The following is a 24299-nucleotide window of genomic DNA, read 5'->3' as shown; positions in this document are numbered from 1 at the left end:
GGTCAGATCAGCGGCCGTCGTTCCTTGCCCAGCCCCTCCCAGCCGGCAAGCTGCTTCAACCCTTCATGATCGATGATCTCGCAGCCGCCATCGCGCCACGCGATCAGCTTGCGATCCATCAGCTTGCGAATCGTCTTGTTGGTATGGACCAACGACAGCCCGAGGGTATCGGCGATGTGCTGCTGCGTGAACGCGATCCGGGTGAACCGCCCGCCATTGAGGCCAACGGCCTTGGCCCGGCTGCCGATGAAGGCGATGAGATAGGCGGTGCGCTCGATCGCGCTGCGGCGGCCGACGCTGAGCAGGTTCTCGTCCAGCATCCGCTCCTCGCGCGACGCGATCCAGGTGATGTCATAGGCCAGGCCCGGATGGTTGCGGAAAAGCTCATGCAGGGACTCCCGCTCGAACACGCAAAGCAGCATCGGCGACAAGGCTTCGACGGAATGCTGCATTTCGCCCATCACGCCGCCTTGCAGCCCGATGAGATCTCCAGGGACGGCGTAGTTGAGGATTTGACGGCGGCCATCCGACAACAGCTTGTAACGGAAAGCCCAGCCCGACAGCACCGTGTAGAGATGGGCGCTGCGGCGTCCTTCCACCAGCACCGTTGCGCCCTTGTCGACCGCGAGCTCGCCTTTCTTCAATTTGTCGATGAAGGCCAGTTCCGATCTCTCGAATTTGCGGAAACCCGGCAGCGGCCGCAGTGGGCAATTCTCGCAATCGTACCGGCGGCTGGAGGAAGCAAGGCCGTTCTGGATTGACATTTCGACCGCTCCTCGAGAGCCGCGGGCTCAGCCGCTGCGGTGGCATGTCTTTTTTAAATGACAGCGCGTCAAATAGCGATCATGACTCGCTGCGTTTCAAGGAGCCATTGCCTGTGTCGCCTTTGCTTGACGGATTGCGCATTCTTGTCCTGGAAGATGAATTTCTCATCGCCATGGATGTCGAGCAGCTTTGCCGTGATCACGGCGCCGACGACGTGGTGCTTGTCCGTGACCTGGCCGAGATCGATGGCCGACAGGTTGCCACCCAATTCGATGCGGCGATCGTCGACCTCATGCTGGGGGGCACTCCGACTTTCGACTTTGCATCGCGCCTGCGTGAAACGGGCGTGCCCTTCGTCTTTGCCTCCGGTTATTCGGATGCGGACGAGATCAAGGTTGCCTTTCCAGGGATAAGGCTGGTCAGCAAACCTTATTCGGGCGAAGATCTTGTGGAAGCGGTGGCCCGGGCCTGCGGACGAGTCCCGCCCGCCTGACGACGTCGCATCGCGTAGAGTCAGAGCGGATGCGATGGCGATTCTGTCAGCCGTTTCGATGCGACGCTTTTTTAGTGCGCCGCCGTGCCAGTGACCTGTGCTGAGATCGCATCGGGACCGTACTCGTCTTCGCCGGAGATTTTCAGTATCTCCTGCAGGCGCGTGCGGGCTCGGCTGACGCGGCTCTTGATCGTTCCGACCGCGCAACCGCAAATCTCGGCCGCCTCCTCGTAAGAGAAGCCCGAGGCGCCGATGAGGATGATGGCCTCGCGCTGGTCTTCGGGCAGCTGCTCGAGCGCACCGCGGAAATCCTTGAGGTCGAGCTGGCCGTGCTGGGCGGGATGCACCGCAAGCCTGGCTGTCATGATGCCGTCGCTGTCCTGCACCTCGCGGCCGCGTTTGCGCATCTGCGAATAGAACTCGTTGCGCAGGATGGTGAAGAGCCATGCCTTCAGGTTGGTACCGGGCTGAAAGCTCTCATGCTTGTCCCAGGCCTTGACCAGCGTTTCCTGCACGAGGTCGTCGGCCTTGTCGGCATTCTGCGTCAGTGACACTGCGAAGGCACGCAAGCTCGGTATTGCCCCAAGCAGATCGGTCTTGAAGCCTTGTGAGACCGTTGCCATGCCTCAGTCCTTTTTCTGTGCGGGCTCGGCCCGCTCCAGTTGGCTGAGCAACTGCGCGAAACGATCCGGCACATCGTCGGAGACCAGCTCGTCGTAATACTGCTTGAGTTTGCGTCCGATTTCGGAATTCGGCCCGAGCGGGTCGCCCACGCCGTTCCGGCGCCTGATTGAGGCGCCAGTCAAGACATCTTTCGTCATTTCCTTCATTTCGCCCTTTAATCCAGCCCCATAGCCGCTCAACATAACTCAACACAACACAAGCGGCATCCTCGTCTGGTTGCCCATCCCCAATTCAAACGCCGTTCAGGCGTATTAGTTCCCGGGGCCGGAACTTTTTGCGAAAGCCCGCGTTTGTGTGGTTGGGGCTTGCAATGGGGCTTGACCTGCATTTTTAGTCAATCACGTCATCTGAGGGAGACGTCCGTCATGAGTTTATCCGCCACCATCGCTCCGCACCTGCCGTTCCTGCGCCGCTTCTCGCGTGCCGTATCGGGATCGCAGGAGAGCGGCGACGCGCTGGTTGCCGCGATGCTCGAGGCCATCATCGCCGATGTCGACATTTTTCCCGAGGCATCCAGTGACCGAATCGCGCTGTACAAGGTCTTCGCCAAACTGTTCACGTCCGTCGCCATCCGCGTTCCACAAGAACAGGCGCAATCGGCATGGGAACAGCGCGCTGCGGCCAATCTCAATGCGATCGCGCCGCTTCCCCGCCAGGCCTTCCTTCTGGTGGCCGTCGAGGGTTTCAGCGAGGATGAGGCGGCCGAAATTCTTGGCGTCGGCGAACAGGAATTCTCAGAATTGCTTGCCCAGGCGAGCAACGAGATTTCCCGCCAGGTGGCGACCGACGTGCTGATCATCGAGGATGAACCGCTCATCGCCATGGATATAGAGGAGATGGTCGAGAGCCTGGGCCATCGGGTCGTCGGCACCGCCCGCACCCATGCCGAAGCGGTGACGATGTTCGGCAAGACGCGGCCGAAGATGGTGCTCGCGGACATCCAACTCGCCGACGGCAGCTCGGGCATCGAGGCGGTGAACGAGATTCTGTCGTCGACTTCCGTGCCGGTGATCTTCATCACCGCCTTTCCCGAGCGTCTCCTGACCGGCGAGCGGCCCGAACCGGCTTTCCTGGTGACGAAGCCGTTCAACCCGGACATGGTCAAGGCGTTGATCAGCCAGGCTCTGTTCTTCGACCGGCAGGCGAAAGCAGCCGCATAGCCATGCGCAACTGAAGTCGCAAACGCGCGCAAAAGCAGGGCGCGACCAGCCGGAAGGTTCCGCTGGCCGCGCCTGCTTTTCCGCGCCACGATGGTGCGCGGGGGGATCGTCTTTTTCGGCAAAAAGTGGAACAAACCGCATCCACCCACGTTTTTCTCACATAGTTGGAAGGAGATGGAACCATGCTTTACTGGGCGCTCGTATTTCTCGTCGTGGCAATCATCGCCGGCGCGCTTGGTTTCGGCGGCATTGCCGGTACATCTGCCGGGATAGCGCAGATATTGTTCTTCATCTTTCTCGCTTTCCTCATCATTTCGCTTCTCGCCGGCCTGTTCAGACGGGCCTGAGAGTTATCAGGCGAACACTGGAAGCCGCACCCCTCAAACGGTTTCCAGCCACCGCCGGGTGGTGTCCCACAAGGACGCCGCCCGGCGGACCGCTTTTGGGCGTCTGGTTCCCGTAAAACCTGCCTTGGAACCCATTGGACGGTGAGCCGTTCAGCCTGAGTTGGGTGAACAGGTCGGATGCGTTCCAGGGCTCGAGATACCAAGAAGAACGAGCGGGGGGACGAGGTCATCGCCCTGCATCCCGCCGAAAGCGGCATGCAACTTGGCCGGGCGCTTCTCCACGCACTGCACAATGCCGGCATTTCCGTCCTCTACCAGGACCGCGACATGAAAACGGTCTGGGCGCGGAACATGCGTGCGCCCTGGGCCGCCGACAGCAGCGAGGGCGACGGCATCCTGCCGCCGGCACAGGCCGACCGCATTGGCGCTGCCAAGCGCAACGTCGTCGCAAGCGGCGATCCGCAGCGCCTCGAGATCGGCGTCCCGATGGAGGACGGCATGCGCTGGTTTCAGGTCTGGATCGACGCCGACCATGGCGAGGCCGGCGACGTGCAAGGTGTCGTCACCACCATGGTCGAGACGACCGAGCAGCGACGCCGCGAACAGACGCTGACGACGCTGTTGCGCGAAGTCACGCACCGCTCGAAGAATTTGCTGGCAATCATCCAGAGCATCGCCACCCAGACGGGACGCTATTCCGACAGCATCGGCGATTTCCTGACCCGCTTTCGCGGCCGGCTCCAGTCGCTGGCCTCCTCCCAGGATTTGGTAACCTCCTCCAACTGGCGCGGTGCTGCCCTTCGCGAACTCGTCGCCGGTCAGGTCGGCCGCTACGGGACGGACGCGTCGCACAGCCTTCGCTTCCGCGGCGCAAATCCTTACCTCAACCCCAACGCCGCGCTGCATATCGGCCTTGCGATGCATGAACTGGCCGTCAACTCGGTCAGCTATGGCGCCCTGTCGCGGCCGGAGGGCTTCGTCGAAGTGACCGCCGTCCTCGACACCGCCGCCGATGGTGGCATTGCCCTGTCGCTGACCTGGGCCGAAACCATAGGAACCGACAGCAACCAAGAGGGCAAAAAGCGCTTCGGCAGCGTCGCACTGGAACGCGTAGTGCCCTCTTCCCTGAACGGAACGGCGCGCCTCGAGATCGCGGATGGTCGCCTCGAATACCATCTCGTTGTTCCGCACGGCAATTTCGAGACGGAGTAGGCGACCGCCATTTTTTAACCGGCTGTTCACCATAGAAGCAGATGCTGTTTTTGCCAGATACCGATGGAACTGCCGAGCCGACGAGCATGCTTTCGAGGGCTTTGCCGCAGCATAGTGGGGAGGAGCGCCTTGACGGTCGCCGATATCAACAGACTGGAGCAGGCCGCTCGCATTTCGATGGGCGAATTCCAGGATCCCGAGACATCCACGGCATCGCCGGTTGCTCATGGCATCCTGCCCATCGTCGCTCCGGCGTTGGCCGCGGCAATTGTCCTGATCGTCCTGTCCCAGCTGGCCTGATCCCGCCCCCACGTTCGCGCGCGCACATCGCTCCGGTTTTTCGGCGGCCGAGGCATCGGAAAGCTGCGCCCAGAAAAAGACTCTCTTCACCAACAATAAATTGGAGCAGCAAAGGTCGTTTTTTCATGCTAAGTGACGGCTGGAGCTTATTAAAGTGAGGACACGAAGTGAGGAGTGACCCTATGCGGAAAATTCTTATTGCCATGGCTGCCGTGGTCGCCGTCAGCGGCTGTACCTCGACCGAGCAGGATGTCGTCGGCGGTGGCTTGATCGGCGCCGGCGTGGGCGGCTTGGTCGGCGGCGGCAAGGGCGCGCTGATCGGCGCGGCCGTCGGTGCCGGCTCCGGCCTGCTGGTCCGCAACCTGCGCAATGGATACTGCCAGTATCGCGATCATCGGGGTCGCATCTACACGGCTCGCTGCAACTAAGGTAATTCCGGCGGGAAAAGCGCGGAGCGGTTTTCCCGCCGGAATTGCGAGCAAGGAGCGGATCGGCGATCTATCAGACGCTGAACCGCTCCGAGCAACTTGAATCGCGCGCTGTCGGGCTCATTCGCGAACCCGGCAGCGGTGCGGCAATTTATTGGCCGCCGCGTGAAGCCTGGAGCGATTCCGCCAAGGCCCGATGGCATTCACGCCGGCAGCGGAATCCTGATTTCCACATTCAATCCGTCATCGCGATAATCGCGGTGGATCGTGCCACGCAGCTCACGCGTGACATTGAGGTCGATCAATTTGGTGCCGAAGCCGGTCGTGGCCGGGGCGTCGACCTTCTTCTGCCCGGTTTCCTGCCAGCTCAGAGCCAAGACCCGGTCACGCCCGCGCCCTTCGACCGACCATTCGATCCTGAGGGCGCCGACCGTATTGCCGGCCTCGCCATATTTCAGCGCATTCGTTGCCAGTTCGTGGAAGGTGAGGCCCAGTGCCTGCGTCGTGGTTTCGTCAAGCAGCACCTCCGGCCCGGACAAAAGCTCTTCCGGCAGCTCCTTTCCGAACACTTGGCCAAGCTCGATGCGCAGGAGATCGCCGAGATCCGCCTTCTGCCAGCGCGAGCGCGTCAGCATGTCCTGGGACGCGGCCATTGCCTGTAGCCGGGCCGAGAAAGATGCCGAGAACTCATTGACGTCGCTGGCACGTGACGCGGTCTGGCGCGCGATCGCCAGCACTCGCGTGATCGAATTCTTGATGCGATGCTTCATCTCCTGCAGCATCAAATCCTTTTCGAGCAGGCTCTTTTCCGTCGTCTCATGCAGCAGCGATGCTGCCTCGTAGGCTCGCTCCTGATAGCGCGCGACAAGCGCGATGGCGCCGGCCAGCAGCAACCCGAACAGGCCGAGCATGACTGGGATGGCCCGCGACGATGGCTGCGAGAAGGCGCTTGTCGGCCTGAACTGCACGGTCCACGGACGGCCCGCCACGCTGATCTTGCGGGTGACCAACAGCCTGTCGCCAAAGCCCGACACGGGCGGCGTCTCCGACCGGAACAGCAAATGATCCGGATCGACGCCGCCATCGTAGATTTCGGTGTTGACCGGCAGCAGCGGCGCGCGGCTGAGCGCGATCTGGAACAACTCCCTGGCCCGGAAGGCCGCGTAGAGAAAGCCTACCGTCGAGGATCGCGATGCGTTTATGGCATCAGGTGCGGTCTCGACGTTGAGCCGCACGAAGACGAGAAAGCCGGTGAAGGTCTGTGCTGCACCCGTGTCCTGGCCGAGTTGCACCAGCCCGCTCGCGTGCTGCTGGTCATCTGCCATTGCCTTCTCGATTGCCGCGCGCCGCACGGGCTCGGTGAACATGTCATAGCCGATGCTGGCCTTATTGGACGGGTCGAGCGGCTCGAACAGCACAACGGGCGTCCGCCATGGCTGGGTGGTGTCCGGATAGATCGCACGCCTGGTGCCCTGGTCATGCAGCATGTCGCGCTCGACCGTCGCCTCGTCGCCTGCTTTCACCAGCCGGAGAAAGCCGATGCCGCGCAGGCCGGCGAAATTGGTATCGACATTGAGGGCATTGAAGAACGCTTTGAACTCGCTCTGCGAGATGTCGCCATTGCGGGCGTCGAACAAGGCTTGCGACGAGCGCAGCAGCGACAGCTGCAGGTCGATCCGGCTCTCGATACGGTTGAGCGCATCGTCCGCGGTCGCGTCGAACTTGATGCGAGCCGCCTCTTGCGTCGCGAAATAGGCGAACCCCGCCATTGTCATGCTGATCAGCGCAACGGCAACGAAAGCGACGATTGGAAAAAGCTTCTTCAACGGATAATGCGGCCTATCAGCATGTGAGCCCTTTATGGGCAAGTCGCCCGGTCAACACAATGGCAAGGCCAAGCCATCCCGCCGGCTGGCATATCACCTGATCGGCAGATCGGTAACGGGCTCAGGCCAGCAGGCTTCAGGCAGCGATCTTCAACGCGCCTGGTCCGGGAATGGCGCCAGGCGGACATTTGCCCAGGATGATCATGCCCAGCACCTCGTCCTGGGTCACATCGGTGGTGCGGGCAGTGCCGACGACCTGGCCGTTTTTCATGACGCACACCCGGTCGGCCAGTTCGAATACGTCGTGAATGTCATGGCTGATCAGGAAGATGCCGATGCCGTCGGACTTGAGCTGCCTGACCAGTTCCCCGACCTGGGCCGTTTCCTGCGGTCCAAGTGCTGCCGTCGGCTCGTCCATGATCAGGATGCGGGCGTTGAACAGGATCGCGCGTGCGATCGCCACCGACTGCCGCTGTCCGCCCGACAGCTTGATCACCGGCTCCTTGAAGCGCTGGAAGCGGGGATTGAGCCTGCCCATCACCTTGCGCGCCTCGGCCTCCATGGCGACATCATCGAGCGTGCCCCAGGCGGTCCTCAGCTCGCGGCCGAGGAACAGGTTGGCGGCGGCGTCGACATTGTCGGCGAGCGCCAGGGTCTGGTAGATCGTCTCGATGCCGTATTTCTTGGCATCGCGCGGGTTGGAGATCGAAGCCTCTTCGCCGTTGACGAAGATTTGGCCCGCGTCACGCTTGTAGGCGCCCGACAGGATCTTGATCAGTGTCGACTTGCCGGCGCCGTTATGGCCGAGCAGGGCCACGACCTCGCCGGGGAAAAGATCGATCGAGGCATCGTCGACGGCGCGAATGCCGCCGAACGCGATTGAGATGTTGCGCATGTCGACCAGCGGGTTGCCGGCGGGAGCGATCCTGTCAGCCATGATTGTCCTCCTCCCTCAAACGCGTTTGCGATAGACGGTGTCGAGCCACACCGCGATGACCAGCACGGCGCCGACGACGATGCTCTGCAGAGGCGAGTCGACGCCGAGCAGCACCATGCCGGATTGCAGCGACTGCATCAGAAGCGCGCCCAGCATGGCGCCGATGATCGTTCCCGAACCGCCGGCGAGCGACGTGCCACCGATGACGGCCGCCGCGATCACCAGCAATTCATCGAGCGTTCCGAGCACGTTGGTGGCCGAGTTCTGCCGGGCCGACGAGATCGCGGCGGCGATCGTGGCCAGCACGCCCATGATCATGAACACTTTCATCGTGATCCAGCGTGTATTGATGCCGGCGAGGTTGGCTGCTTCCGGATTGCCGCCAATGGCAAAGACATAGCGACCAAAACGGGTGCGTTTGGTGATGAAGGTCATGACCAGCCCGACGGCGATGGCCATCAGCACCGGTATGGCGATGCCGTGGGCGATGAACAGGCCGCCCTCGGGCACGGTTATGTTGTTGGCGGCTGCATATCTGTTCACGATGCCGACTGGCCACGGATAGGAATTGGCCAGCCAAACCGCGCCCATGATGACGGCGCAGGTCAGCACGCCGATCAGCGTCTCGGCCCAGATCGGACGCAGCGGGAAACGGAAGCGCTTGCGCTGTACCCGCCCGTTGAACAGCGCAAGCACCACCGCAAGGCAGGCGGCGATACCGACCACCCAGCTCCAGGTCGCGCCGATCGATCCGGCCGGGCCGCCGCCCATCAGCTGGAACGTCGCGTTGAGCGGCGCCACCGTCTGGCCGCTGGTAACCCACCATGCCGCACCGCGCCAGACCAGAAGCCCGCCCAGCGTCACGATAAAGGCCGGCACTTCGAGATAGGCGATGACAAAGCCCTGGAAGGCGCCGATCAACAGACCGAGCACCAGGCCGATGACCAGCGCCAGCACCCAGATCCATGGGTTGCCAAGCTCAAGCCCGACGAAGCGCACTAGGAAATGCACCTGGGCGAAGCCCATGACCATGCCGATCAACCCTTCGGCGGAACCGACGGACAGATCGATATTGCGCATGACGATGACCAGCACCATGCCGCAGGCCATGATGGCGACGGCCGAGGTCTGCACCGACAGGTTCCACAGATTGCGCGGCGTGAGAAAGGTACGGCTGTCGAAATCGAGCGGATTGACGCCGAGACGCAGGCTGGACAAGACATGCAACCCGATCCAGATCAGCAGCAGCGCGCCGATCATGCCGAGCATGCGCGTGTCGATCTCGGTCGCCTTAAGGAACCGGGCGACGGCGCCGAGTTCCGACGCACGCGCGGTGTCGGCCTGCGGGTTGGACGTCGTATCGGTCATGATTTTCTCCCACCGGCCTGCCCGTCCGATGCGGGATGCCGGAAGCCAGTCTAGAAGTTACTCGCCCGAGGCGGAAAAACAAATCTTCTTGAAAAAACGCCGCGGCTTGGCAGCCGCGGCGTTCATCGCATGAAATGGAAGATCAGTTGCAGGCCGCTACGCTGCCCGCCGCGACGCCGGCACAGACCTCGTCTTTCTTGATCCAGCCGGCGTCGATGACGACGTTGAGATTGTCCTTGGTGATCGCAACCGGGGTGAGGAACAGCGATTTGACGGTGTTCCCACCGGGCGTTGTGAAGTCCTTGACGCCGGCGATATCGGTCATCTTCTTGCCGTCGGCCAGCTGCGAGGCGATCTCGGCGGCATTCTTGCCGAGTTCACGCGCGTCCTTCCACACCGACACGGTCTGCGTGCCGAGCGCGATGCGGTTCAGCGCCGCGTGGTCGCCGTCCTGGCCCGAGACCGGAACGGTACCGGCCAGGCCTTGAGCCGTCAGCGCCGCGACGACGCCGCCGGCAGTGCCGTCATTGGCCGCGACCACCGCGTCGACCTTGTTGTCGTTGGCGGTCAGGAACTGCTCCATGTTCTTCTGCGCGTTGGCCGGCAGCCAGCCATCCGTATAGGCTTCGCCGACATTCTTGATCTTGCCGCTGTCGATGGCGTCCTTGAGCACTTCCATGGAGCCCGAGAACAGGAAATCGGCATTCGGATCGGCACCCGAGCCCTTGATGAAGACGTAGTTGCCTTCCGGCTTCACCTTGAACACTTCGCGGGCCTGCATGCGGCCGACTTCCTTGTTGTCGAAGGTCAGATAGAAGACGTCCTTGTTCTCGATCAGGCGGTCATAGCCGACGACCGGAATGCCTTCGTCGAGCGCCTTCTGCACCGCCGGGCCGATGGCGGAGGCGTCCTGCGCCAGGATGATCAGCGAATTGGCGCCCTGGGAGATCAGGCTCTCGACGTCGGTGAGCTGCTTGCCGGGATTGGACTGGGCGTCGGCGGAAATATACTTGTCGCCGGCGGCTTCGATCGCCTTCTTCATGGCGGCCTCGTCGGTCTTCCAGCGCTCTTCCTGGAAGTTCGACCAGGAAACGCCGATGACCTTGTCCTTCGCCTGCGCGACCGACGCGAGCGTCAGCGACATGGCGACACCCGCCAGGATGGCGGCTGTGAATCTCTTCATCTTAATCCTCCCTGCGCCGCGTATGGCGCGACCAAACAGGCCCGTAGGCCGGCACAAAGGCTCTATTTTTTCGAGCCTCGAAAAAACACTGGTCCATCGTCGGAACGCTGTCAACGTCGATTCTGATGTATTTTGATGTCCTCGTGAATTTTTTTCGAGCTCCGGAATAAATAATGACAGCCAAGGCCGGTTCTGCCAGTATTTGACGGTCGTCGGGATCCTGGGGAGAGAACGCGGCGACGGGGAGGATGCGAGAAACATGTCGGTCGGAATCCGCCACGACGATTTGCGCCGACGCAACCGGGCGATGGTGATCGCGGCCGTGCGCCGTGCCGGGCAGCCCTCGCGCACCGAGATTGCCGCGACCACCGGGCTCAGCCATTCCACCATATCGGCGATCTCCTCCGACCTGATTGGCGAAGGCATCCTGGCGCAGAGCAAGCCGAGCGAGGCCGGTGCGCTGAAACGCGGTCGGCCGCAGGTCGGCCTCAGCCTCAACCCTGAAGCCGCGGCGGTGATGACCGTTGTGCTGTCGCTGAATTTCCTCTCCGTCGCAGTCATCGACTATGCCGGCCAGGTGATATCTGAGGAGCAGCGCCGGCTGGACACGCTGACCCTGTCGCGCGAGGCGCTGATCGGCGAATGCGTGGCCATCGTCAGGCGGCGGTTCGAGGATCCCGACCTCGACGTCGGCAGCATCGCCCGTATCGCGCTGGCGATCCAGGGCATCACCGACACGGATGCGCGCGCCATGCTGTGGTCGCCGATCACGCCGCAGACCGACATCGCCTTCGCCGACATACTGGAGGCCGAGTTCGGCATTCCCGCCACCATGGAGAACGATTGCAACATGATGGCGGTGGCGCTGCGCTGGCGCGATCCCCAGCGCTACCGCGACGACTTCATCGCCATACTTTTGTCGCACGGCATCGGCATGGGCTTGGTGCTGAAGGGTGAACTGTTCACCGGCACCCATTCATCCGGAGGCGAGTTCGGCCACATGATCCATCGCCCCGGCGGGGCGCTCTGCCGCTGCGGGCGGCGCGGCTGCGTCGAGGCCTATGCCGGCAACTATGCCATTTGGCGCAACGCGAGGCAGCTTGGCGAGGACACCCAGCCCGTCGACGTCAGCGACGCCGACATGCGCACCCTGGCGGCCTCGGCGCGCGAAAAGGACGGGCCGGAGCGCGAAGCCTACCGCAAGGCCGGCGAGGCGCTGGGTTACGGCCTTGGCAGCCTGTTCGCCCTGATCGATCCGGCGCCGGTCGCCATGGTCGGCGTCAGCGCCGCCGCCTTCGACCTGATCGAGCCGGCTCTGCGCGAGGCCATTGCCCAGACCGCCGGCGGCCAGCACTCGAAATCGATTTCCTTCGACACCGAGCCGAACGAACTGCCGCTGATCCGCGAGGGCTGCGCCATGCGCGCGCTAACCTTCGTCGACCAGGAAATTTTCGCGCCGGGGGCACAGGCGAAATCAGGCATAGGCGAGAACGTTGCGTGACATATCCCTAGTCTTCGCGGATCGCGTACCCCGCGCCCCGAATGGTGCGGATCACGTCAGGCATGCGGCCGTTGTTGACCGCCTTGCGCAGCCGGCCGACATGCACGTCCACGGTGCGCTCGTCGATATAGATCGTTTCGCCCCAGACATTGTCGAGCAGTTGGCTGCGCGAGAACACGCGGCCGGGATGTCGCATCATGAATTCGAGCAGGCGGAACTCGGTCGGCCCGAGCCGGATCTCGCTTTTCTTGCGGTAGACCCGGTGCGATTCACGGTCGAGCACGATGTCGCCGACCTTGAGCACGCTGGACAGAACTTCGGGCTTGGCGCGGCGCAGCAGCGCCTTGACGCGTGCCATGAATTCCGGCGTTGAGAACGGCTTGACCAGATAGTCGTCGGCGCCGGTGGAGAGACCGCGCACCCGGTCGCTTTCCTCGCCGCGCGCCGTCAGCATGATGATCGGCAGCCGCTCGGTATCGGGCCGCATGCGGAGACGGCGGCAGAGCTCGATGCCGGACACCGCCGGCACCATCCAGTCGAGCACAAGAAGGTCAGGGACATTCTCATGCAAGCGGATCTCGGCTTCGTCGCCGCGCGTCACCACCTCTACCTGATAACCCTCCGATTCCAGATTGTAACGGAGCAGCACACCCAGCGGCTCCTCGTCCTCCACCACCATGATGCGTGGCGCGATCATCGACTGGTCACCCCTGCCGTCAAGCCGCTGGCGCCGACATCGCCGTCTCGTCCTGCTTCGGGCGATTGGCGGGCAATTGCGTGCCGGTCAGCACATAATAGGCATTTTCGGCAATGTTGGTCACGTGATCGCCGATGCGCTCGAGATTCTTGGCGCAGAACAAAAGATGCGTGCAGGCGGTGATGTTGCGCGGATCCTCCATCATGTAGGTCAGCAGCTCGCGGAAGACCGACGTGTATTTGACGTCGATGCGTTCATCGTCGGCGCGCAGCTTGGCAAGTGCCGCGGCATCGCGCGCCGCATACTCCTCGATCACACCTTGGACCTGGATCAGCACAAGCTGCGCCATGGCGTCGATGGAGTGCGACAGGTCGCGCGGCGTGGCGGCAAGGCCGACGGTGCCGACGCGCTTGGCGATGTTCTTGGCGAGATCGCCGATGCGTTCGAGATCGCCCGCCATGCGGATCGAGCCGACGACATGGCGCAGATCGTCCGCCATGGGCTGCCGCTTGGCGATCAGGGTGATGGCGCGGTCGTCGAGTTCGCGCTGGCGCGCATCCATGATCGCGTCGTCGGAGACGACGCGCTGGGCGAGCGCGTTGTCGGAATTCAGGAGCGCCTTGGTCGCGCCGCCGACCATCGATGAGGCGAGATCGCCCATGTCGCGGATCAGCCTGCTGATCTGTCCGAGATCTTCGTCAAAGGCTGCGACTGTGTGTTCGGCCATGATCTTGGTCCTCGTATGCCTGGGATCAGCCGAAGCGGCCGGTGATATAGTCCTGCGTGCGCTTCTCGCGGGGCGACGTGAAGATCTTCTCGGTGCGGTCGAACTCGACCAGCTCGCCCAGATACATGAAGGCGGTCTGCTTCGACACGCGCGCCGCCTGCTGCATGTTGTGGGTGACGATGACGATCGTATAATCGGCCTGCAACTCGTCGATCAGCTCCTCGATCTTGGCGGTCGACAGCGGATCGAGCGCCGAGGCAGGCTCGTCGAGCAGGATGACCTCCGGCTTCACCGCCACCGTGCGGGCGATGCAGAGGCGCTGCTGCTGGCCGCCCGAAAGGCTGAGGCCGCTGGCGTTGAGCTTGTCCTTGACCTCGCTCCACAGTGCCGCGCGCTTCAGCGCCTGCTCGACACGGCCGTCCATCTCCGCCTTGCTGAGCTTCTCATAGAGCCTGACGCCGAAGGCGATGTTCTCGTAGATCGACATCGGGAACGGCGTCGGCTTCTGGAACACCATGCCGATCTTGGTCCTGAGCAGGTTGAGGTCCTGCGAGCGGTCGAGGATATTCTGGCCGTCGAGCAGCACCTGGCCCTCGGCGCTCTGCCTCGGGTAGAGCTCGTAGATACGGTTGAAGACGCGCAGCAGCGTCGACTTCCCGCAGCCCGAAGGCCCGATGAAGGCGGTGACGCTGCGCTCGGGCAGCGACAGGCTGATATCCTTCAGCGCCTTCGACTGGCCATAGTAGAAATTGAGATTCTTGACCTCGATCTTGGCTTTCTCGACCGCGACTTCGGGCGTGTTCAATTCGGTGGACAACATCGGTTTCATCTGTCCTCTCTGCGTCCGGTAAGGCTGCGGGCGAAGATACTCAGCCCGAGAACCGTAAGGGTGATTATGAGTGCGCCGGTCCACGCCAGCTGCTGCCATTCCTCGTAGGGGCTGAGAGCGAACTGGAAGATGGTGACGGGCAGGCTGGCCATCGGCGCATTGAGATTACTCGACCAGAACTGGTTGTTGAGCGCCGTGAAGAGCAGCGGCGCCGTCTCGCCGGAAATCCGGGCGATGGCCAGCAATATGCCGGTGACGATGCCCGACAGCGCCGCACGGTAGGCGACCGAGCGGATGACCACCCAGCGCGGCGCGCCGATCGCGGCGCCGGCCTCGCGCAGGGCGTTCGGCACGAGGTTGAGCATGTCCTCGGTGGTGCGCACGACGACCGGGATGACCAGGATGGCCAGCGCGACGGCACCGGCGATCGCCGAGAAATGTCCCATTGGCCGCACCAGCAGCTCGTAGACGAACAGGCCGACGATGATCGAGGGTGCCGACAGCAGGATGTCGTTGATGAAGCGCACGACGGTGGTGAGGCGCGAGAAGCGGCCATATTCGGCCATGTAGGTCCCAGCGAGGACACCGATCGGCGTGCCGACGATGACGGCGATGACTGTCATCATGATACTGCCGTAGATGGCATTGAGCAGGCCGCCGGCATCGCCGGGCGGCGGTGTCATTTCGGTGAACACAGAGAGCGAAACACCCGCCAGGCCCTTATAGAGCAGTGCGCCGAGGATGAGCGCCAGCCAGGCCAGGCCGATGCCCGCCGCCGTGACGCATAGCGTCATCATCACGGCATTCCTGCGCTTGCGTCGATTGTGAAGCGATGTGGCCGTCGACATCGGTCAGGCTCCCGTGCGGCTGTCCATGCGCAGCAGCATGTAGCGCGCAAGGGCAAGGATCAGGAAAGTGATGACGAACAGGATCAGGCCGAGCGCCACCAGCGAAGACGTATAGAGATCGCCGTCGGCTTCGGTGAACTCGTTGGCGATGGTCGCCGAGATCGTCGTGCCGGGCGCGAACAGCGAGCCGCTGATGCGGTGGGCGTTGCCGATGACGAAGGTTACCGCCATGGTTTCGCCGAGCGCGCGGCCGAGGCCGAGCATGACGCCGCCCATGATGCCGACGCGGGTATAGGGGATGACGACGCGGCGCGTGACCTCCCAGGTCGTGCAGCCGATGCCGTAGGCCGATTCCTTCAGCACCGCCGGCACCGTGTCGAAGACATCCTTGGTGATCGAGGTGATGAAGGGCAGGACCATGATGGCAAGGATCATCGCCGAGGTCAGAAGGCCGATGCCGTAGGGCGGGCCGGCAAACAGGCTGGAGAGTCCCGGCACGTCGTGGAAAAGCTTGACGATGAAGGGCTGCACCGTCGTCTGCAGGAACGGCGCGAACACGAACAGGCCCCAGATGCCGTAGATGATGGAGGGTATGCCGGCAAGCAGCTCGACGGCGATGCCGATGGGGCGTCGGAGTGGCCGCGGGCAGAGTTCGGTAAGGAAGATGGCGATGCCGATGCCGATGGGAACGGCGATCAGGATAGCGATGGCGGCGGTGACAATGGTTCCGTAGATCGGGGCCAGCGCCCCGAAATTCTCGGTAACCGGGTTCCACGATTCGGTCGTCAGGAAGGAGAACCCGAATTTCGACAGCGCTTCCCACGAGCCGGCAAACAGCGAAATCGCCACGCCGCCGAGGATGAGCAGGACGAGGATGGCGGAAAAGCGTGTCGCCGCCCGGAAAATCGTATCGGTGAGCGCGAAGCGCCGGACCGTCGCTTCCCTGGCCCGCATGGCGGCCGACGATGGCATGGCTTCGGAGACGGCGGTCATCTGGCCCTCACGTTTCAAGGAAGACAGGGAGGGCGCCGTGAAGCGCCCTCCTCGTTCAGCAGGGATTACATGGCGGAATAGAGCGGCTTGCCGTCTTCGCCGACGATGTCCTTGGCCCACATGTCCTCGACGCTCTTCACGACCGCGTCGGGGATCGGAACGTAGTCCAGCGCGCCGGCCATGTCGTCGCCCTTGGCGTAGGACCAGGCGAAGAACTTGAGCGCTTCACCGGTCGCCGCCACGTCGCCGGGCTTCTTGTAGACCAGGATCCAGGTCGCCGACGTCATCGGCCAGGATTCGGCGCCCGGCTGGTTGGCCAGGATGACGCCGTAACCCGGCTGCGAGCTCCAGTCGGCATTGGCCGCCGCCGCCGAGAACGCCGCCGCCGTCGGCTCGACCTTCTTGCCGTCCTTGTTGATCATGTCGGCATAGGTCAGCTTGTTCTGCTTGGCGTAGGCGTATTCGACATAGCCGATCGAGCCGCCGGTCTGCGAGACGTTGTTGGCGACGCCTTCATTGCCCTTGGCGCCGATACCGACCGGCCATTCGAGCGCGGTGTTGACGCCGACCTTCGACTTCCAGTCGGCGCTGACGTCGGCCAGATAGTAGCTGAAGTTGAACGTGGTGCCCGAACCGTCGGAGCGATGCACGACGGCGATCGCCTGGTCGGGAAGCTTGACGTCGGGATTGAGCTTGGCGATCGCCGCGTCGTTCCAATTGGTGATCTTGCCTACGAAGATATCGGCCAGCGTCGGGCCGTCGAGCACCAGTTCGCCCGGCTTGATGCCTTCGAGATTGACGACCGGAACGATGCCGCCCATCACCATCGGGAACTGTGCAAGTCCGGTGGATTCGAGATCCTCGCCCTTCAGCGGCGCATCGGAAGCGCCGAAGGTGACGGTCTTGGCTTTGATCTGCTTGATGCCGCCGCCCGAGCCGATCGACTGGTAGTTGAGACCGATGCCGGTCTCCTTCTTGTAGGCATCGGCCCACTTCGCATAGATCGGGTAAGGGAAGGTGGCGCCGGCACCGGAGATGTCAGCTGCCATTGCCGCGGAAAGGGTGAGGGTGGACGCCGCAGCCATTGCGATCGCAACGGCCGCCGAGCGGATGAAATGTCTCATATGGCCTGCTCCTGTTCGGAAGATGGTCTCTCGGCGCCATTCCTTGCCAGCGCCCGCTGAGGCCAATAGCGTTCGATTATAACAGTCGCATGACAGTTTCGTGTCAGCCCGGTAACGCGTCGCCGGCGCCTGGAAAGGCGATGGCGATTAGCGGCTGCGGCATGGCGCCGGTTTGCCTTCGGGAATCAGGGACTTGCGCTATCCGGCCACCCAAACAGCCATCGGATTCGGCATGGATCGCTGATCGAAGAAAAGCCGGACGGGAGCGCGTTGCTCGAGGCCAGAGGATGTCTTGGCCGGGCCATCGCCAAAAACAGGTCCGTTGGGGTAGATTGACGCTGCTTCATACTGGCGGTCGCTGCTCCCGCCCGTAACTAGAAGAGAGCGGAAATTCGATGCCGTCATTGTCCCGGCTGGACGCCGGCTTTGATATGGTGCGATCGCACCATAGTCTTGCTCGAAGGGCTGCAGCCGGCCCCGGGTGATTCTCGCCGCAATCCGGCCGAAGGCGCAAAGTCTATCCCGCGTTGCGCCGGGCCTGGCGACCAGCGCCGACCCAGCGCTCGACCTTTTCGAGCAGGGCCCTGGGGCTGATCGGCTTGGGCAGATAATCATCCATGCCGGCGTCCAGGCAGCGTTCGCGATCGCCCTTGAGCGCATGCGCGGTGACCCCGACGATCGGCACATGCGTGCCGGTTTCCTCTTCCAGCCGGCGGATGGCGGCGGTTGCCTCGAGCCCGTTCATCTCCGGCATCGAGACGTCCATCAGGATCATGCACGGATTGAGCCTGCCGAAAGCGTCCAGCGCCTTGCGGCCATTGCCGACGATCTCGAAACCGTAGCCGGTCTCGCCGAGGATCTGGGTGAAGACCATCTGGTTGACCTCATTGTCCTCGGCCACGAGGATGTCCAGCCGCTGCTCGCCGCCAGTCGCGGCAAGCCGAGGCCTGACCGGCGGCGGCTGCAGCAACGCGCGTTGCCCTGCCGCCGGTGGCGGTGACTGCGGATTGTTCCCGCCGCCTCCCTCGACAGCAAGCGGCCGGGCGACATCCGTGGCGTGGCGATGCCGCTGGATGGTGGCGACCAGCGTTTCCAGGAGCACCGAGGAGCGTGCGGGCTTGATGAGTTGGGCATCAATGCCGAGATCGCGGTAACTGGTGTTGGCCAGCGACTGGTCGACGGAGGTCAGCATGATGATCGGCGTGTCGGCAAGCCCGGCGGTGTTGCGCACGACACCTGCCATCTCGGCGCCGCTCATCTCGGGCATCTGATAATCGAGCACGACGCAATCGACCGGCACGCCGTAGGCGGCGGCCGCGATCAGCACTTTCAGTCCCTCGGCGCCGCTCTCGGCCGCGCAGGAATCGAAGGTCCATGACGTCATCTGCTCGGTCAGGATGGCGCGGTTGACGGCATTGTCGTCGACGATCAGCACCCGCGCGCCGGTCACGTCCACCGGCATGATGCGCTGCGCGTTCTGTTGTCCGGCCCTGGGCAGCGTGACCGTGAACCAGAAGGTCGACCCCTTGCCTTCGGCGCTTTCCACGCCGATGTCGCCGCCCATCAATTCGACCAGCCGCGAGGTGATCGCGAGCCCGAGCCCAGTGCCCTCATGCCGCCTCGTCGAGGAGGTGTCGACCTGGCTGAATTTCTCGAACACCTGTTCCAGCTTTTCCTCAGGGATGCCGATCCCGGTGTCGGTGACCGAGATCGTCAGCCTGGTTCCGTCCGGCACACTTTCGCCGGTGACGTCGACGAGCACATGGCCTTCTTCGGTGAACTTCACCGCATTGCCGAGCAGGTTGGTGACGATCTGCCGGATGCGGCCGACATCGCCGATGAACAGGCTTTCGAGCCCAGGCTCGATGCGCACGATGAGCTCGAGGTCCTTTTCCTTGGCCCGCGTCGACACCAGCGTCGCCACGTCCTCGATCGCCTCGGCGAGATTGAAGGGGGCGGGATCGAGCACCAACTGGCCGGCATCGATCTTGGAGAAATCCAGGATATCGTTGATGATGGTGAGCAGCGCGTTGCCCGATTTGACGATGATGTCGGTGAAGGTCTTCTGCTTCGGATCGAGATCGGATTTGGCCAGGAGTTCGGCCATGCCCAGCACGCCGTTCATCGGGGTGCGAATCTCATGGCTCATATTGGCGAGGAATTCCGACTTGGCGCGGTCGGCAAGTATGGCGCGCTGGCGCGCCTCGCGCAGTTCCGCCTCGCGCAGCTTCAATTCGGTGATGTCGGTGGTCGACCCGATCAGGTAGAGCGACCCGTCGGACGCGATCATCGCGCCCTTGCGGGCGAACTGGTGGCGCACGCTGCCGTCCGGGAGCATCACCGTCTCCTCGACCTCCTGGGTTTCGCCGCTGCGCAGCACCGCGAGGTCGCCATTGACGAAGGCTTCGCCGTCGGGCCCGAAAATTTCGATATCGGTCTTGCCGATCGCGTCCTGCTTGCTGAAGCCGGTGAGATCGCACCACCCCTTGTTGACGTAGAATTGCCTGAGATCGGAGCGTTTGGCATAGATCGACACCGGCACGTTGTCGATCAGGCTGCGGAATACCTCGTTCTCGCGCATGCTTTCTTCCAGCGCCCGCTCGCGCGCCTTGACCTCGGTGATGTCGGTGCTGGAGCCGACCAGATGCACCGATCCGTCCAGCGCCACCAGCCGGCTCTTGCGCGTCATCAACTGCCGCACCGTGCCGTCGCGATGGGTGACGGGCTCCTCGACCTCCCTGACGCTGCCCGTGAGGGCGACCTCGGTGTCGTCCAGGCTGTAGCTCTTTCCATCCCCGTCGCCGAACAGCTGCCGATCGGTGCGGCCGATGACGTCTTCCTTGGCGAGCCCGGTGATCGCGCACCAGGCCTTGTTGACGAACTCGATGCTGAGGTCCTGCGCCTTGATGAAGGCGGCCACGGGCAGTTCGTCCAGCACGTGCCGGAACAGGTCGATCTGCCGCATCGAATCGTGCAGCGCCTTTTCGCGGCTCTTGATCTCGGAGATATCGACACGCACGCCGATGAACGTGCCGTCGTCGGTGCGCATGTCGTAGACCTGGTACCAGCGACCGTCGGGATTGAGACGTTCGAAGGATGAGTATGGCAGGTGGTAGCGGGCGAGGATGCTGTCCAGCCAGGGATCGAGATCGCCATCATAGAGCGCATCGACCTGCGGATCGCCGCTCGAGCGGAAATAGCCGGCCGAACGACCGAGTGCCAGCGCGTCGCGGAAGGTGCGGCCGGGCTGCCACGCCGGCTTCAACGCCGGCAGCGTGTCCTGCATCTTGCGGTTGGCGAAAACGAAATTGTCCTCGCGGTCGTAGATGATCACGGCGGCCGGCAGCGATTCCAGCACGCTGGCCAGGTGTTTGCGGGCGTCCTGCGCCTCGGTCTCACGGCCCTTCATGTCCGAGACGTCGAAGAGGAAGCCGGCCACGTAGTTGCGGCCGCTTACCATTCTAACGCGGTTCTTCCTGACGACGCGCGAGCGGTTGACGCCGTCGACCTCGAAGCTTTCCTCCACCTCGTAAGGCCGCCCGGTCGCCAGCACCTCGCGCTCGCTTTTCTCGAACAGCGCAACCTCGGCCGGCGCGAGAAAATTGCCGCCGGGCTTGCCAAGCATGGTTTGCGGGGTCTGGCCGAACAGGCCCGCAAACGCCTCGTTGACGAAGACGAAGCGCAGATCGTCGTCCTTGACGAAGATCGGATCCTTGACGCCGTTGATCACCGCTTCCGCCAGTCGCGCCTTTTCCAGCGCGTCGGCCAGCTCGGCCTCGCGATCCTTCATGTCGGTGACATCGACATAGGAGATGAGCCGCTTGCCGCCGGCCAGCGGGGCCAGCGACGCAACCAGGGTACGCCCGTCATTGCGCGGCAATTGTCTCGAGCCGGCGACGCCGGCCCTGATCTCGGACTCGCGCTCGGCGGTATGGCGCCGCCAGGCAACATCGTCTGCGCCGTAGGAATCGACGGCGCGGCTGGCCTCCATCAACTCGCGGAAGCCCGAGCCGATCCCGGCGCGCTGGGGATCGATTTTCCACAAATTGTAGAAGGCCTGGTTGATCACTTCGGCGCGCAGGTCGGCGTCGAGGACCATGATCCCGATCGGCATCGAATCGACCATCGTGCGAAGGTCGGGAAGGCCTCCCGAAGACGCCTCTCCTTGCTGCTTCTGCTCCAGTTCTTCGAAGGCGACGGCCAATCCCGTGACATTGCGTCCAATGCCACGATAGCCGGCGAATTTCCCCTCATCATCGAAGCGTGGAAAGCCTGAGGTCAGCACCCAGCGGCAATCGGCGCGACCTCCCTTCAGTTCGTAGACAAAGTCACGGAACGGCCGATGTGCCTGCAGATCCTCCAGATGCATTGCCGCGCTGCGGTTGCCGTTCAGGACCTGCTTCAGGAAATCGAAACGGAAGCGGCCGAGCACGGCGGCCGGGTCGATGCCCGTGACCGCCTGGTAGTTGTGCGAAAGCCAGGAAAAGCGCAGCTCGGCGTCGGTCTCCCAGATCCAGTCCGAGCCCGTTTCGACCAGCTGGCGTAGCATGGCCAAATCCATGCCTGCGGTGAACGAAGCCGCGTCGTTCACCGCCATTTCGCCCGACCCGCGCTCGCCGCGCACGCCGGCTGTCTCGTTCGCTTCAGCCATGCCGTCCCCACCCCGAATCCAAGGCCGAACCCTCCCTCCGCGGTTCGTCGGCGGAATGTGCCCGAGAAGCATTAACGATCCGCTAACCTTAACAAGCCGTTGCGCACCGGACGGGCCCTGGCCTGCGCCATTGCGCCCGGTTGTCGGCCTGATCGAAGCCGCGCTATAAGCCAATATTGGGGTGTTGCTGATGTTTGGACGGATTGTGCCTTGCTTGCTGAGCGCGGCGCTGCTTTTCGGCAGCGGCTGTTCGCGCAGCTATGACGGCACCGTCGTCATTCCGCGCCCGCTCGATGCCCGGCGTTTCTGGGACCGGCCGCCGCCCAATGTGGAATACGGGCCGTCCGGAATGGAAAACGGCGCTTTTCCGGCGCCGCCACAACCGCCAACCCGGTTTTCCGAGCGCAGGCCCGCGCCGCGCGCCGCACCGAGACGTCATCTTTCAAGAGTTTCGAGGCCACCTCCGCCGTCCTCCGATGAGGAAAAGCCCCTGGCATGCAGGAATGTCAGCGAACCCGGAAAGAGGGTTCGCATGGTCTGCGACTGATGGGTGCCACCCAAAACTGACCTTGGCTGAGAAACCGGCGCCTACAACCGGGGGCGGATGATCATTCGGCTGGGAAGAAGGCCGGGCCGACTATTCTCACCGGCCGCTTGCCGGCCTCTATCGACTGATGCTGGGCCGCCCCGGAGGCTTCGGCGTCCGCCGCGGGAATTGCCGCGACGCTGCCGAGGTCCGGCTTGGCCGACGGCAAGGGGATGATGGCATTGGTCATGTTTGTGGGCGTTACCGTTCGGGCCCTCAATTCGGCGACCCTGCTGTAGTAGCGTTTTAGGTCACATGCCTTGAAATTGACGTCGTCGCGGTAGCGGAATGCGGTCGGCAGATCGGTGTAGGGCTTGCGCGTGTCGAGAGAGACCATCTTTTCGGTTTCGAGGCTGACGTCGCTGAGCGTATAGAGGTCGACGCCCGGCTCGTCGCAGATGTAGCGGCATTGATCGGCCATATCCTTCACATCGTCGCTGCCGGCGAACTGCGACTTGGGTGCTGGGAAGAAATATCCATCCGAAAGGCGCACGCAGAACAGCATCGCGTTGCCGGCGCCCGTTGCCCTCGCCGCTGGCGCCGCCGCAGACACCGATTGGGTCTTCGCCGCCGCGCGCTTTGCCGCTGGCGCGCAGCCAAGCGCGACAAAGCGTGCCCGCAGCCCCGACATGTCCCGGCCTGAATTGGAGGCCGCAGCGATCTGGCGCTGCACCTCGCTCCTGTTCCTGGCAAGATCGGCGCATGCGTTGAAGAAACCACCGAGGGAATTTTTCGCCGTACACTTGCGCTGCCTCTCGATGCCTTGGATCGCGGCAAGCTGGCGGTGCAACTGGGCAAGCTCGGGGCTCGTGCCGCCGCCACGGCCGGCCGAAGACAACTGATTTCTTATTGCACTGCAACTGTCGGCATAAGAACTGGACATGCCGAGCGCGAGCACGGTCAGGGTGACGAACGCGATCATCATGGGGGACCAGAAACGGATCATCGGAAGGACGCGGTCCTTGTTGCTGAGAACCTGGAATGACAACTCTTTCGACTTCGGTAAGCTTTCGCTAAATGAGTTTTATCTAATCTTTCTAGTCTCCATGCATTGAGAGACTTGTCTTTAGTTTAATAGAAGAACCTCTGTGAATTCAATATTGCATTTTTATTTCAAGATTGAGACGAACTGCAAAACAATGCAGCCGGACCGACGGCTGGCAGGCCTGCCGGATCACTCCGGCGTTACCGGAAACGGGCCCTGAAACCTTTGCCCGTCCTTTCGCGTTGAAGCGCGAAGGAGAACGCAGATGTCGATCCAGGTCACGGTATCGGAACTGACAAGAAATCTTTTTCATTCCCTGGGACTTGATCCGAGGCCCCTGAGCGCCGAGCAAAACCTGCTGCTGGAATGCTATCTGGCCGGGCAAATCCCGGAATCGGCCTGGAACGACTACGTCTTCGAGACACCCGACCTGGCGCGGCACGCCGAGGCGCGGCGTACCAGCCACTGACCGGTGAAGGCGGTGCTGGGCGAGATGGTTTGGTGGTAGTCGCTACCTGAGCGGCTGGCTGGCAGACGTTTTCCGTCAGGATTGCGTAAAAAATTGAAGCGGGATCGGCGGTCGTGTCCCCACAGGTGGTGTAGCTCGGCGGTTACGAAGCCGCTCGCGAGCGCGCCGTTAGTCGCGCCGTAGCGA

At 63.0% G+C, this 24299-nt stretch carries 23 protein-coding genes; 8 read left to right on the top strand and 15 right to left on the bottom strand.

The annotated features are described in order from the left end of the window. Positions 1 to 2: 2 nt before the first annotated feature. The gene (locus FJ443_RS27900) at positions 3 to 764 is read right to left on the bottom strand and encodes a Crp/Fnr family transcriptional regulator (protein ID WP_140584495.1); all 762 of its coding nucleotides are present in this window, start codon (positions 762 to 764) and stop codon (positions 3 to 5) included. A 44-nt stretch (positions 765 to 808) separates the two neighbouring features. Between FJ443_RS27900 and FJ443_RS27895 the strand changes: the two genes are divergently transcribed. Beyond that, a complete protein-coding gene (locus FJ443_RS27895) occupies positions 809 to 1258 on the top strand; it encodes a response regulator (RefSeq protein WP_140500637.1) in 450 nt (149 codons plus the stop codon). Between the two features lie 71 nt (positions 1259 to 1329). Here the strand turns inward: FJ443_RS27895 and FJ443_RS27890 are convergent, their stop codons facing one another. Together FJ443_RS27890 and FJ443_RS27885 are read right to left on the bottom strand one after the other, a co-directional pair. Further along, positions 1330 to 1881 (bottom strand): RNA polymerase sigma factor, encoded by a 552-nt coding sequence (locus tag FJ443_RS27890; protein ID WP_140500591.1) that lies wholly within the window; start codon positions 1879 to 1881, stop codon positions 1330 to 1332. 3 nt (positions 1882 to 1884) lie between these two features. Next, entirely contained in the window at positions 1885 to 2088 is a 204-nt protein-coding gene (locus FJ443_RS27885) for a NepR family anti-sigma factor (RefSeq protein WP_181165418.1), read from the bottom strand. A 219-nt stretch (positions 2089 to 2307) separates the two neighbouring features. On the opposite strand from FJ443_RS27885, the gene FJ443_RS27880 reads away from it, so the two are divergent. The 5 genes from FJ443_RS27880 to FJ443_RS27865 all read left to right on the top strand — a co-directional run bounded on the left by FJ443_RS27880 (position 2308) and on the right by FJ443_RS27865 (position 5389). After that, entirely contained in the window at positions 2308 to 3102 is a 795-nt protein-coding gene (locus FJ443_RS27880) for a response regulator (RefSeq protein ID WP_140500589.1), read from the top strand. Positions 3103 to 3284: 182 nt separating this feature from the next. Next, on the top strand, positions 3285 to 3449 hold the full coding sequence (locus FJ443_RS27875; protein WP_006203859.1) for a DUF1328 domain-containing protein: 165 nt from the start codon (positions 3285 to 3287) through the stop codon (positions 3447 to 3449). A 177-nt stretch (positions 3450 to 3626) separates the two neighbouring features. Then, the gene (locus FJ443_RS27870) at positions 3627 to 4661 is read left to right on the top strand and encodes a PAS domain-containing sensor histidine kinase (RefSeq protein WP_140500587.1); all 1035 of its coding nucleotides are present in this window, start codon (positions 3627 to 3629) and stop codon (positions 4659 to 4661) included. A gap of 129 nt (positions 4662 to 4790) precedes the next feature. Continuing rightward, entirely contained in the window at positions 4791 to 4961 is a 171-nt protein-coding gene (locus tag FJ443_RS31345) for a hypothetical protein (RefSeq protein WP_181175146.1), read from the top strand. Between the two features lie 182 nt (positions 4962 to 5143). Next, the gene (locus FJ443_RS27865) at positions 5144 to 5389 is read left to right on the top strand and encodes a YMGG-like glycine zipper-containing protein (protein ID WP_140500585.1); all 246 of its coding nucleotides are present in this window, start codon (positions 5144 to 5146) and stop codon (positions 5387 to 5389) included. Positions 5390 to 5592: 203 nt separating this feature from the next. Here FJ443_RS27865 and FJ443_RS27860 read toward each other — a convergent pair whose 3' ends face one another. The 4 genes from FJ443_RS27860 to xylF form a co-directional block, all read right to left on the bottom strand. Beyond that, complete coding sequence (locus FJ443_RS27860; RefSeq protein ID WP_140666450.1) at positions 5593 to 7215, bottom strand: CHASE domain-containing protein; 1623 nt, start codon at positions 7213 to 7215, stop codon at positions 5593 to 5595. 136 nt (positions 7216 to 7351) lie between these two features. Further along, positions 7352 to 8152 (bottom strand): ATP-binding cassette domain-containing protein, encoded by an 801-nt coding sequence (locus FJ443_RS27855; RefSeq protein WP_140500582.1) that lies wholly within the window; start codon positions 8150 to 8152, stop codon positions 7352 to 7354. A 15-nt stretch (positions 8153 to 8167) separates the two neighbouring features. Then, complete coding sequence (locus tag FJ443_RS27850) at positions 8168 to 9520, bottom strand: sugar ABC transporter permease (protein WP_140500580.1); 1353 nt, start codon at positions 9518 to 9520, stop codon at positions 8168 to 8170. A 142-nt stretch (positions 9521 to 9662) separates the two neighbouring features. Then, positions 9663 to 10703, bottom strand: coding sequence for a D-xylose ABC transporter substrate-binding protein (gene xylF / locus FJ443_RS27845; protein ID WP_140500579.1), 1041 nt, complete (start codon positions 10701 to 10703; stop codon positions 9663 to 9665). 259 nt (positions 10704 to 10962) lie between these two features. On the opposite strand from xylF, the gene FJ443_RS27840 reads away from it, so the two are divergent. Next, positions 10963 to 12204: an ROK family protein gene (locus FJ443_RS27840; protein ID WP_140561570.1), complete on the top strand. Its 1242-nt coding sequence runs from the start codon at positions 10963 to 10965 to the stop codon at positions 12202 to 12204. Between the two features lie 7 nt (positions 12205 to 12211). Here FJ443_RS27840 and phoB read toward each other — a convergent pair whose 3' ends face one another. The 8 genes from phoB to FJ443_RS27795 form a co-directional block, all read right to left on the bottom strand. Next, on the bottom strand, positions 12212 to 12901 hold the full coding sequence (phoB, locus tag FJ443_RS27835) for a phosphate regulon transcriptional regulator PhoB (protein ID WP_140666448.1): 690 nt from the start codon (positions 12899 to 12901) through the stop codon (positions 12212 to 12214). 19 nt (positions 12902 to 12920) lie between these two features. Next, complete coding sequence (phoU, locus tag FJ443_RS27830; RefSeq protein WP_140500575.1) at positions 12921 to 13628, bottom strand: phosphate signaling complex protein PhoU; 708 nt, start codon at positions 13626 to 13628, stop codon at positions 12921 to 12923. A 25-nt stretch (positions 13629 to 13653) separates the two neighbouring features. After that, positions 13654 to 14457, bottom strand: a complete 804-nt coding sequence (gene pstB, locus FJ443_RS27825) for a phosphate ABC transporter ATP-binding protein PstB (protein WP_140561568.1) — start codon at positions 14455 to 14457, stop codon at positions 13654 to 13656. Next, positions 14454 to 15305, bottom strand: coding sequence for a phosphate ABC transporter permease PstA (pstA, locus tag FJ443_RS27820; protein ID WP_140666446.1), 852 nt, complete (start codon positions 15303 to 15305; stop codon positions 14454 to 14456). Before pstA ends, pstB begins: the two co-directional genes overlap by 4 nt. Positions 15306 to 15308: 3 nt before the next feature. Next, positions 15309 to 16298 (bottom strand): phosphate ABC transporter permease subunit PstC, encoded by a 990-nt coding sequence (pstC, locus tag FJ443_RS27815; protein WP_140666444.1) that lies wholly within the window; start codon positions 16296 to 16298, stop codon positions 15309 to 15311. Between the two features lie 65 nt (positions 16299 to 16363). Next, complete coding sequence (gene pstS, locus FJ443_RS27810; protein ID WP_140517885.1) at positions 16364 to 17422, bottom strand: phosphate ABC transporter substrate-binding protein PstS; 1059 nt, start codon at positions 17420 to 17422, stop codon at positions 16364 to 16366. A gap of 517 nt (positions 17423 to 17939) precedes the next feature. Then, entirely contained in the window at positions 17940 to 22073 is a 4134-nt protein-coding gene (locus FJ443_RS27805; protein ID WP_181175145.1) for a PAS domain-containing protein, read from the bottom strand. A 608-nt stretch (positions 22074 to 22681) separates the two neighbouring features. Beyond that, a complete protein-coding gene (locus tag FJ443_RS27795) occupies positions 22682 to 23605 on the bottom strand; it encodes a DUF2865 domain-containing protein (protein ID WP_140525468.1) in 924 nt (307 codons plus the stop codon). Positions 23606 to 23909: 304 nt separating this feature from the next. On the opposite strand from FJ443_RS27795, the gene FJ443_RS27790 reads away from it, so the two are divergent. Next, positions 23910 to 24113: a hypothetical protein gene (locus tag FJ443_RS27790; RefSeq protein ID WP_140500562.1), complete on the top strand. Its 204-nt coding sequence runs from the start codon at positions 23910 to 23912 to the stop codon at positions 24111 to 24113. The last annotated feature ends 186 nt before the right edge of the window (positions 24114 to 24299 follow it).

The organism is Mesorhizobium sp. B2-6-1 (assembly GCF_006440475.1).
In the GTDB taxonomy this organism is placed as follows: Bacteria; Pseudomonadota; Alphaproteobacteria; order Rhizobiales; family Rhizobiaceae; genus Mesorhizobium.
This window is presented reverse-complemented; position numbering and strand designations above follow the sequence as displayed.

What these genes read in the sequence shown, in the direction of transcription:
- FJ443_RS27900 (WP_140584495.1), bottom strand. Translation starts at nt 764, where the DNA reads ATGTCAATCCAGAACGGCCTTGCTTCCTCCAGCCGCCGGTACGATTGC.
- FJ443_RS27895 (WP_140500637.1), top strand. Translation starts at nt 809, where the DNA reads ATGTCTTTTTTAAATGACAGCGCGTCAAATAGCGATCATGACTCGCTG.
- FJ443_RS27890 (WP_140500591.1), bottom strand. Translation starts at nt 1,881, where the DNA reads ATGGCAACGGTCTCACAAGGCTTCAAGACCGATCTGCTTGGGGCAATA.
- FJ443_RS27885 (WP_181165418.1), bottom strand. Translation starts at nt 2,088, where the DNA reads ATGAAGGAAATGACGAAAGATGTCTTGACTGGCGCCTCAATCAGGCGC.
- FJ443_RS27880 (WP_140500589.1), top strand. Translation starts at nt 2,308, where the DNA reads ATGAGTTTATCCGCCACCATCGCTCCGCACCTGCCGTTCCTGCGCCGC.
- FJ443_RS27875 (WP_006203859.1), top strand. Translation starts at nt 3,285, where the DNA reads ATGCTTTACTGGGCGCTCGTATTTCTCGTCGTGGCAATCATCGCCGGC.
- FJ443_RS27870 (WP_140500587.1), top strand. Translation starts at nt 3,627, where the DNA reads ATGCGTTCCAGGGCTCGAGATACCAAGAAGAACGAGCGGGGGGACGAG.
- FJ443_RS27865 (WP_140500585.1), top strand. Translation starts at nt 5,144, where the DNA reads ATGCGGAAAATTCTTATTGCCATGGCTGCCGTGGTCGCCGTCAGCGGC.
- FJ443_RS27855 (WP_140500582.1), bottom strand. Translation starts at nt 8,152, where the DNA reads ATGGCTGACAGGATCGCTCCCGCCGGCAACCCGCTGGTCGACATGCGC.
- FJ443_RS27850 (WP_140500580.1), bottom strand. Translation starts at nt 9,520, where the DNA reads ATGACCGATACGACGTCCAACCCGCAGGCCGACACCGCGCGTGCGTCG.
- xylF (WP_140500579.1), bottom strand. Translation starts at nt 10,703, where the DNA reads ATGAAGAGATTCACAGCCGCCATCCTGGCGGGTGTCGCCATGTCGCTG.
- FJ443_RS27840 (WP_140561570.1), top strand. Translation starts at nt 10,963, where the DNA reads ATGTCGGTCGGAATCCGCCACGACGATTTGCGCCGACGCAACCGGGCG.
- phoB (WP_140666448.1), bottom strand. Translation starts at nt 12,901, where the DNA reads ATGATCGCGCCACGCATCATGGTGGTGGAGGACGAGGAGCCGCTGGGT.
- phoU (WP_140500575.1), bottom strand. Translation starts at nt 13,628, where the DNA reads ATGGCCGAACACACAGTCGCAGCCTTTGACGAAGATCTCGGACAGATC.
- pstB (WP_140561568.1), bottom strand. Translation starts at nt 14,457, where the DNA reads ATGAAACCGATGTTGTCCACCGAATTGAACACGCCCGAAGTCGCGGTC.
- pstA (WP_140666446.1), bottom strand. Translation starts at nt 15,305, where the DNA reads ATGTCGACGGCCACATCGCTTCACAATCGACGCAAGCGCAGGAATGCC.
- pstC (WP_140666444.1), bottom strand. Translation starts at nt 16,298, where the DNA reads ATGACCGCCGTCTCCGAAGCCATGCCATCGTCGGCCGCCATGCGGGCC.
- pstS (WP_140517885.1), bottom strand. Translation starts at nt 17,422, where the DNA reads ATGAGACATTTCATCCGCTCGGCGGCCGTTGCGATCGCAATGGCTGCG.
- FJ443_RS27805 (WP_181175145.1), bottom strand. Translation starts at nt 22,073, where the DNA reads ATGGCTGAAGCGAACGAGACAGCCGGCGTGCGCGGCGAGCGCGGGTCG.
- FJ443_RS27795 (WP_140525468.1), bottom strand. Translation starts at nt 23,605, where the DNA reads ATGATCCGTTTCTGGTCCCCCATGATGATCGCGTTCGTCACCCTGACC.
- FJ443_RS27790 (WP_140500562.1), top strand. Translation starts at nt 23,910, where the DNA reads ATGTCGATCCAGGTCACGGTATCGGAACTGACAAGAAATCTTTTTCAT.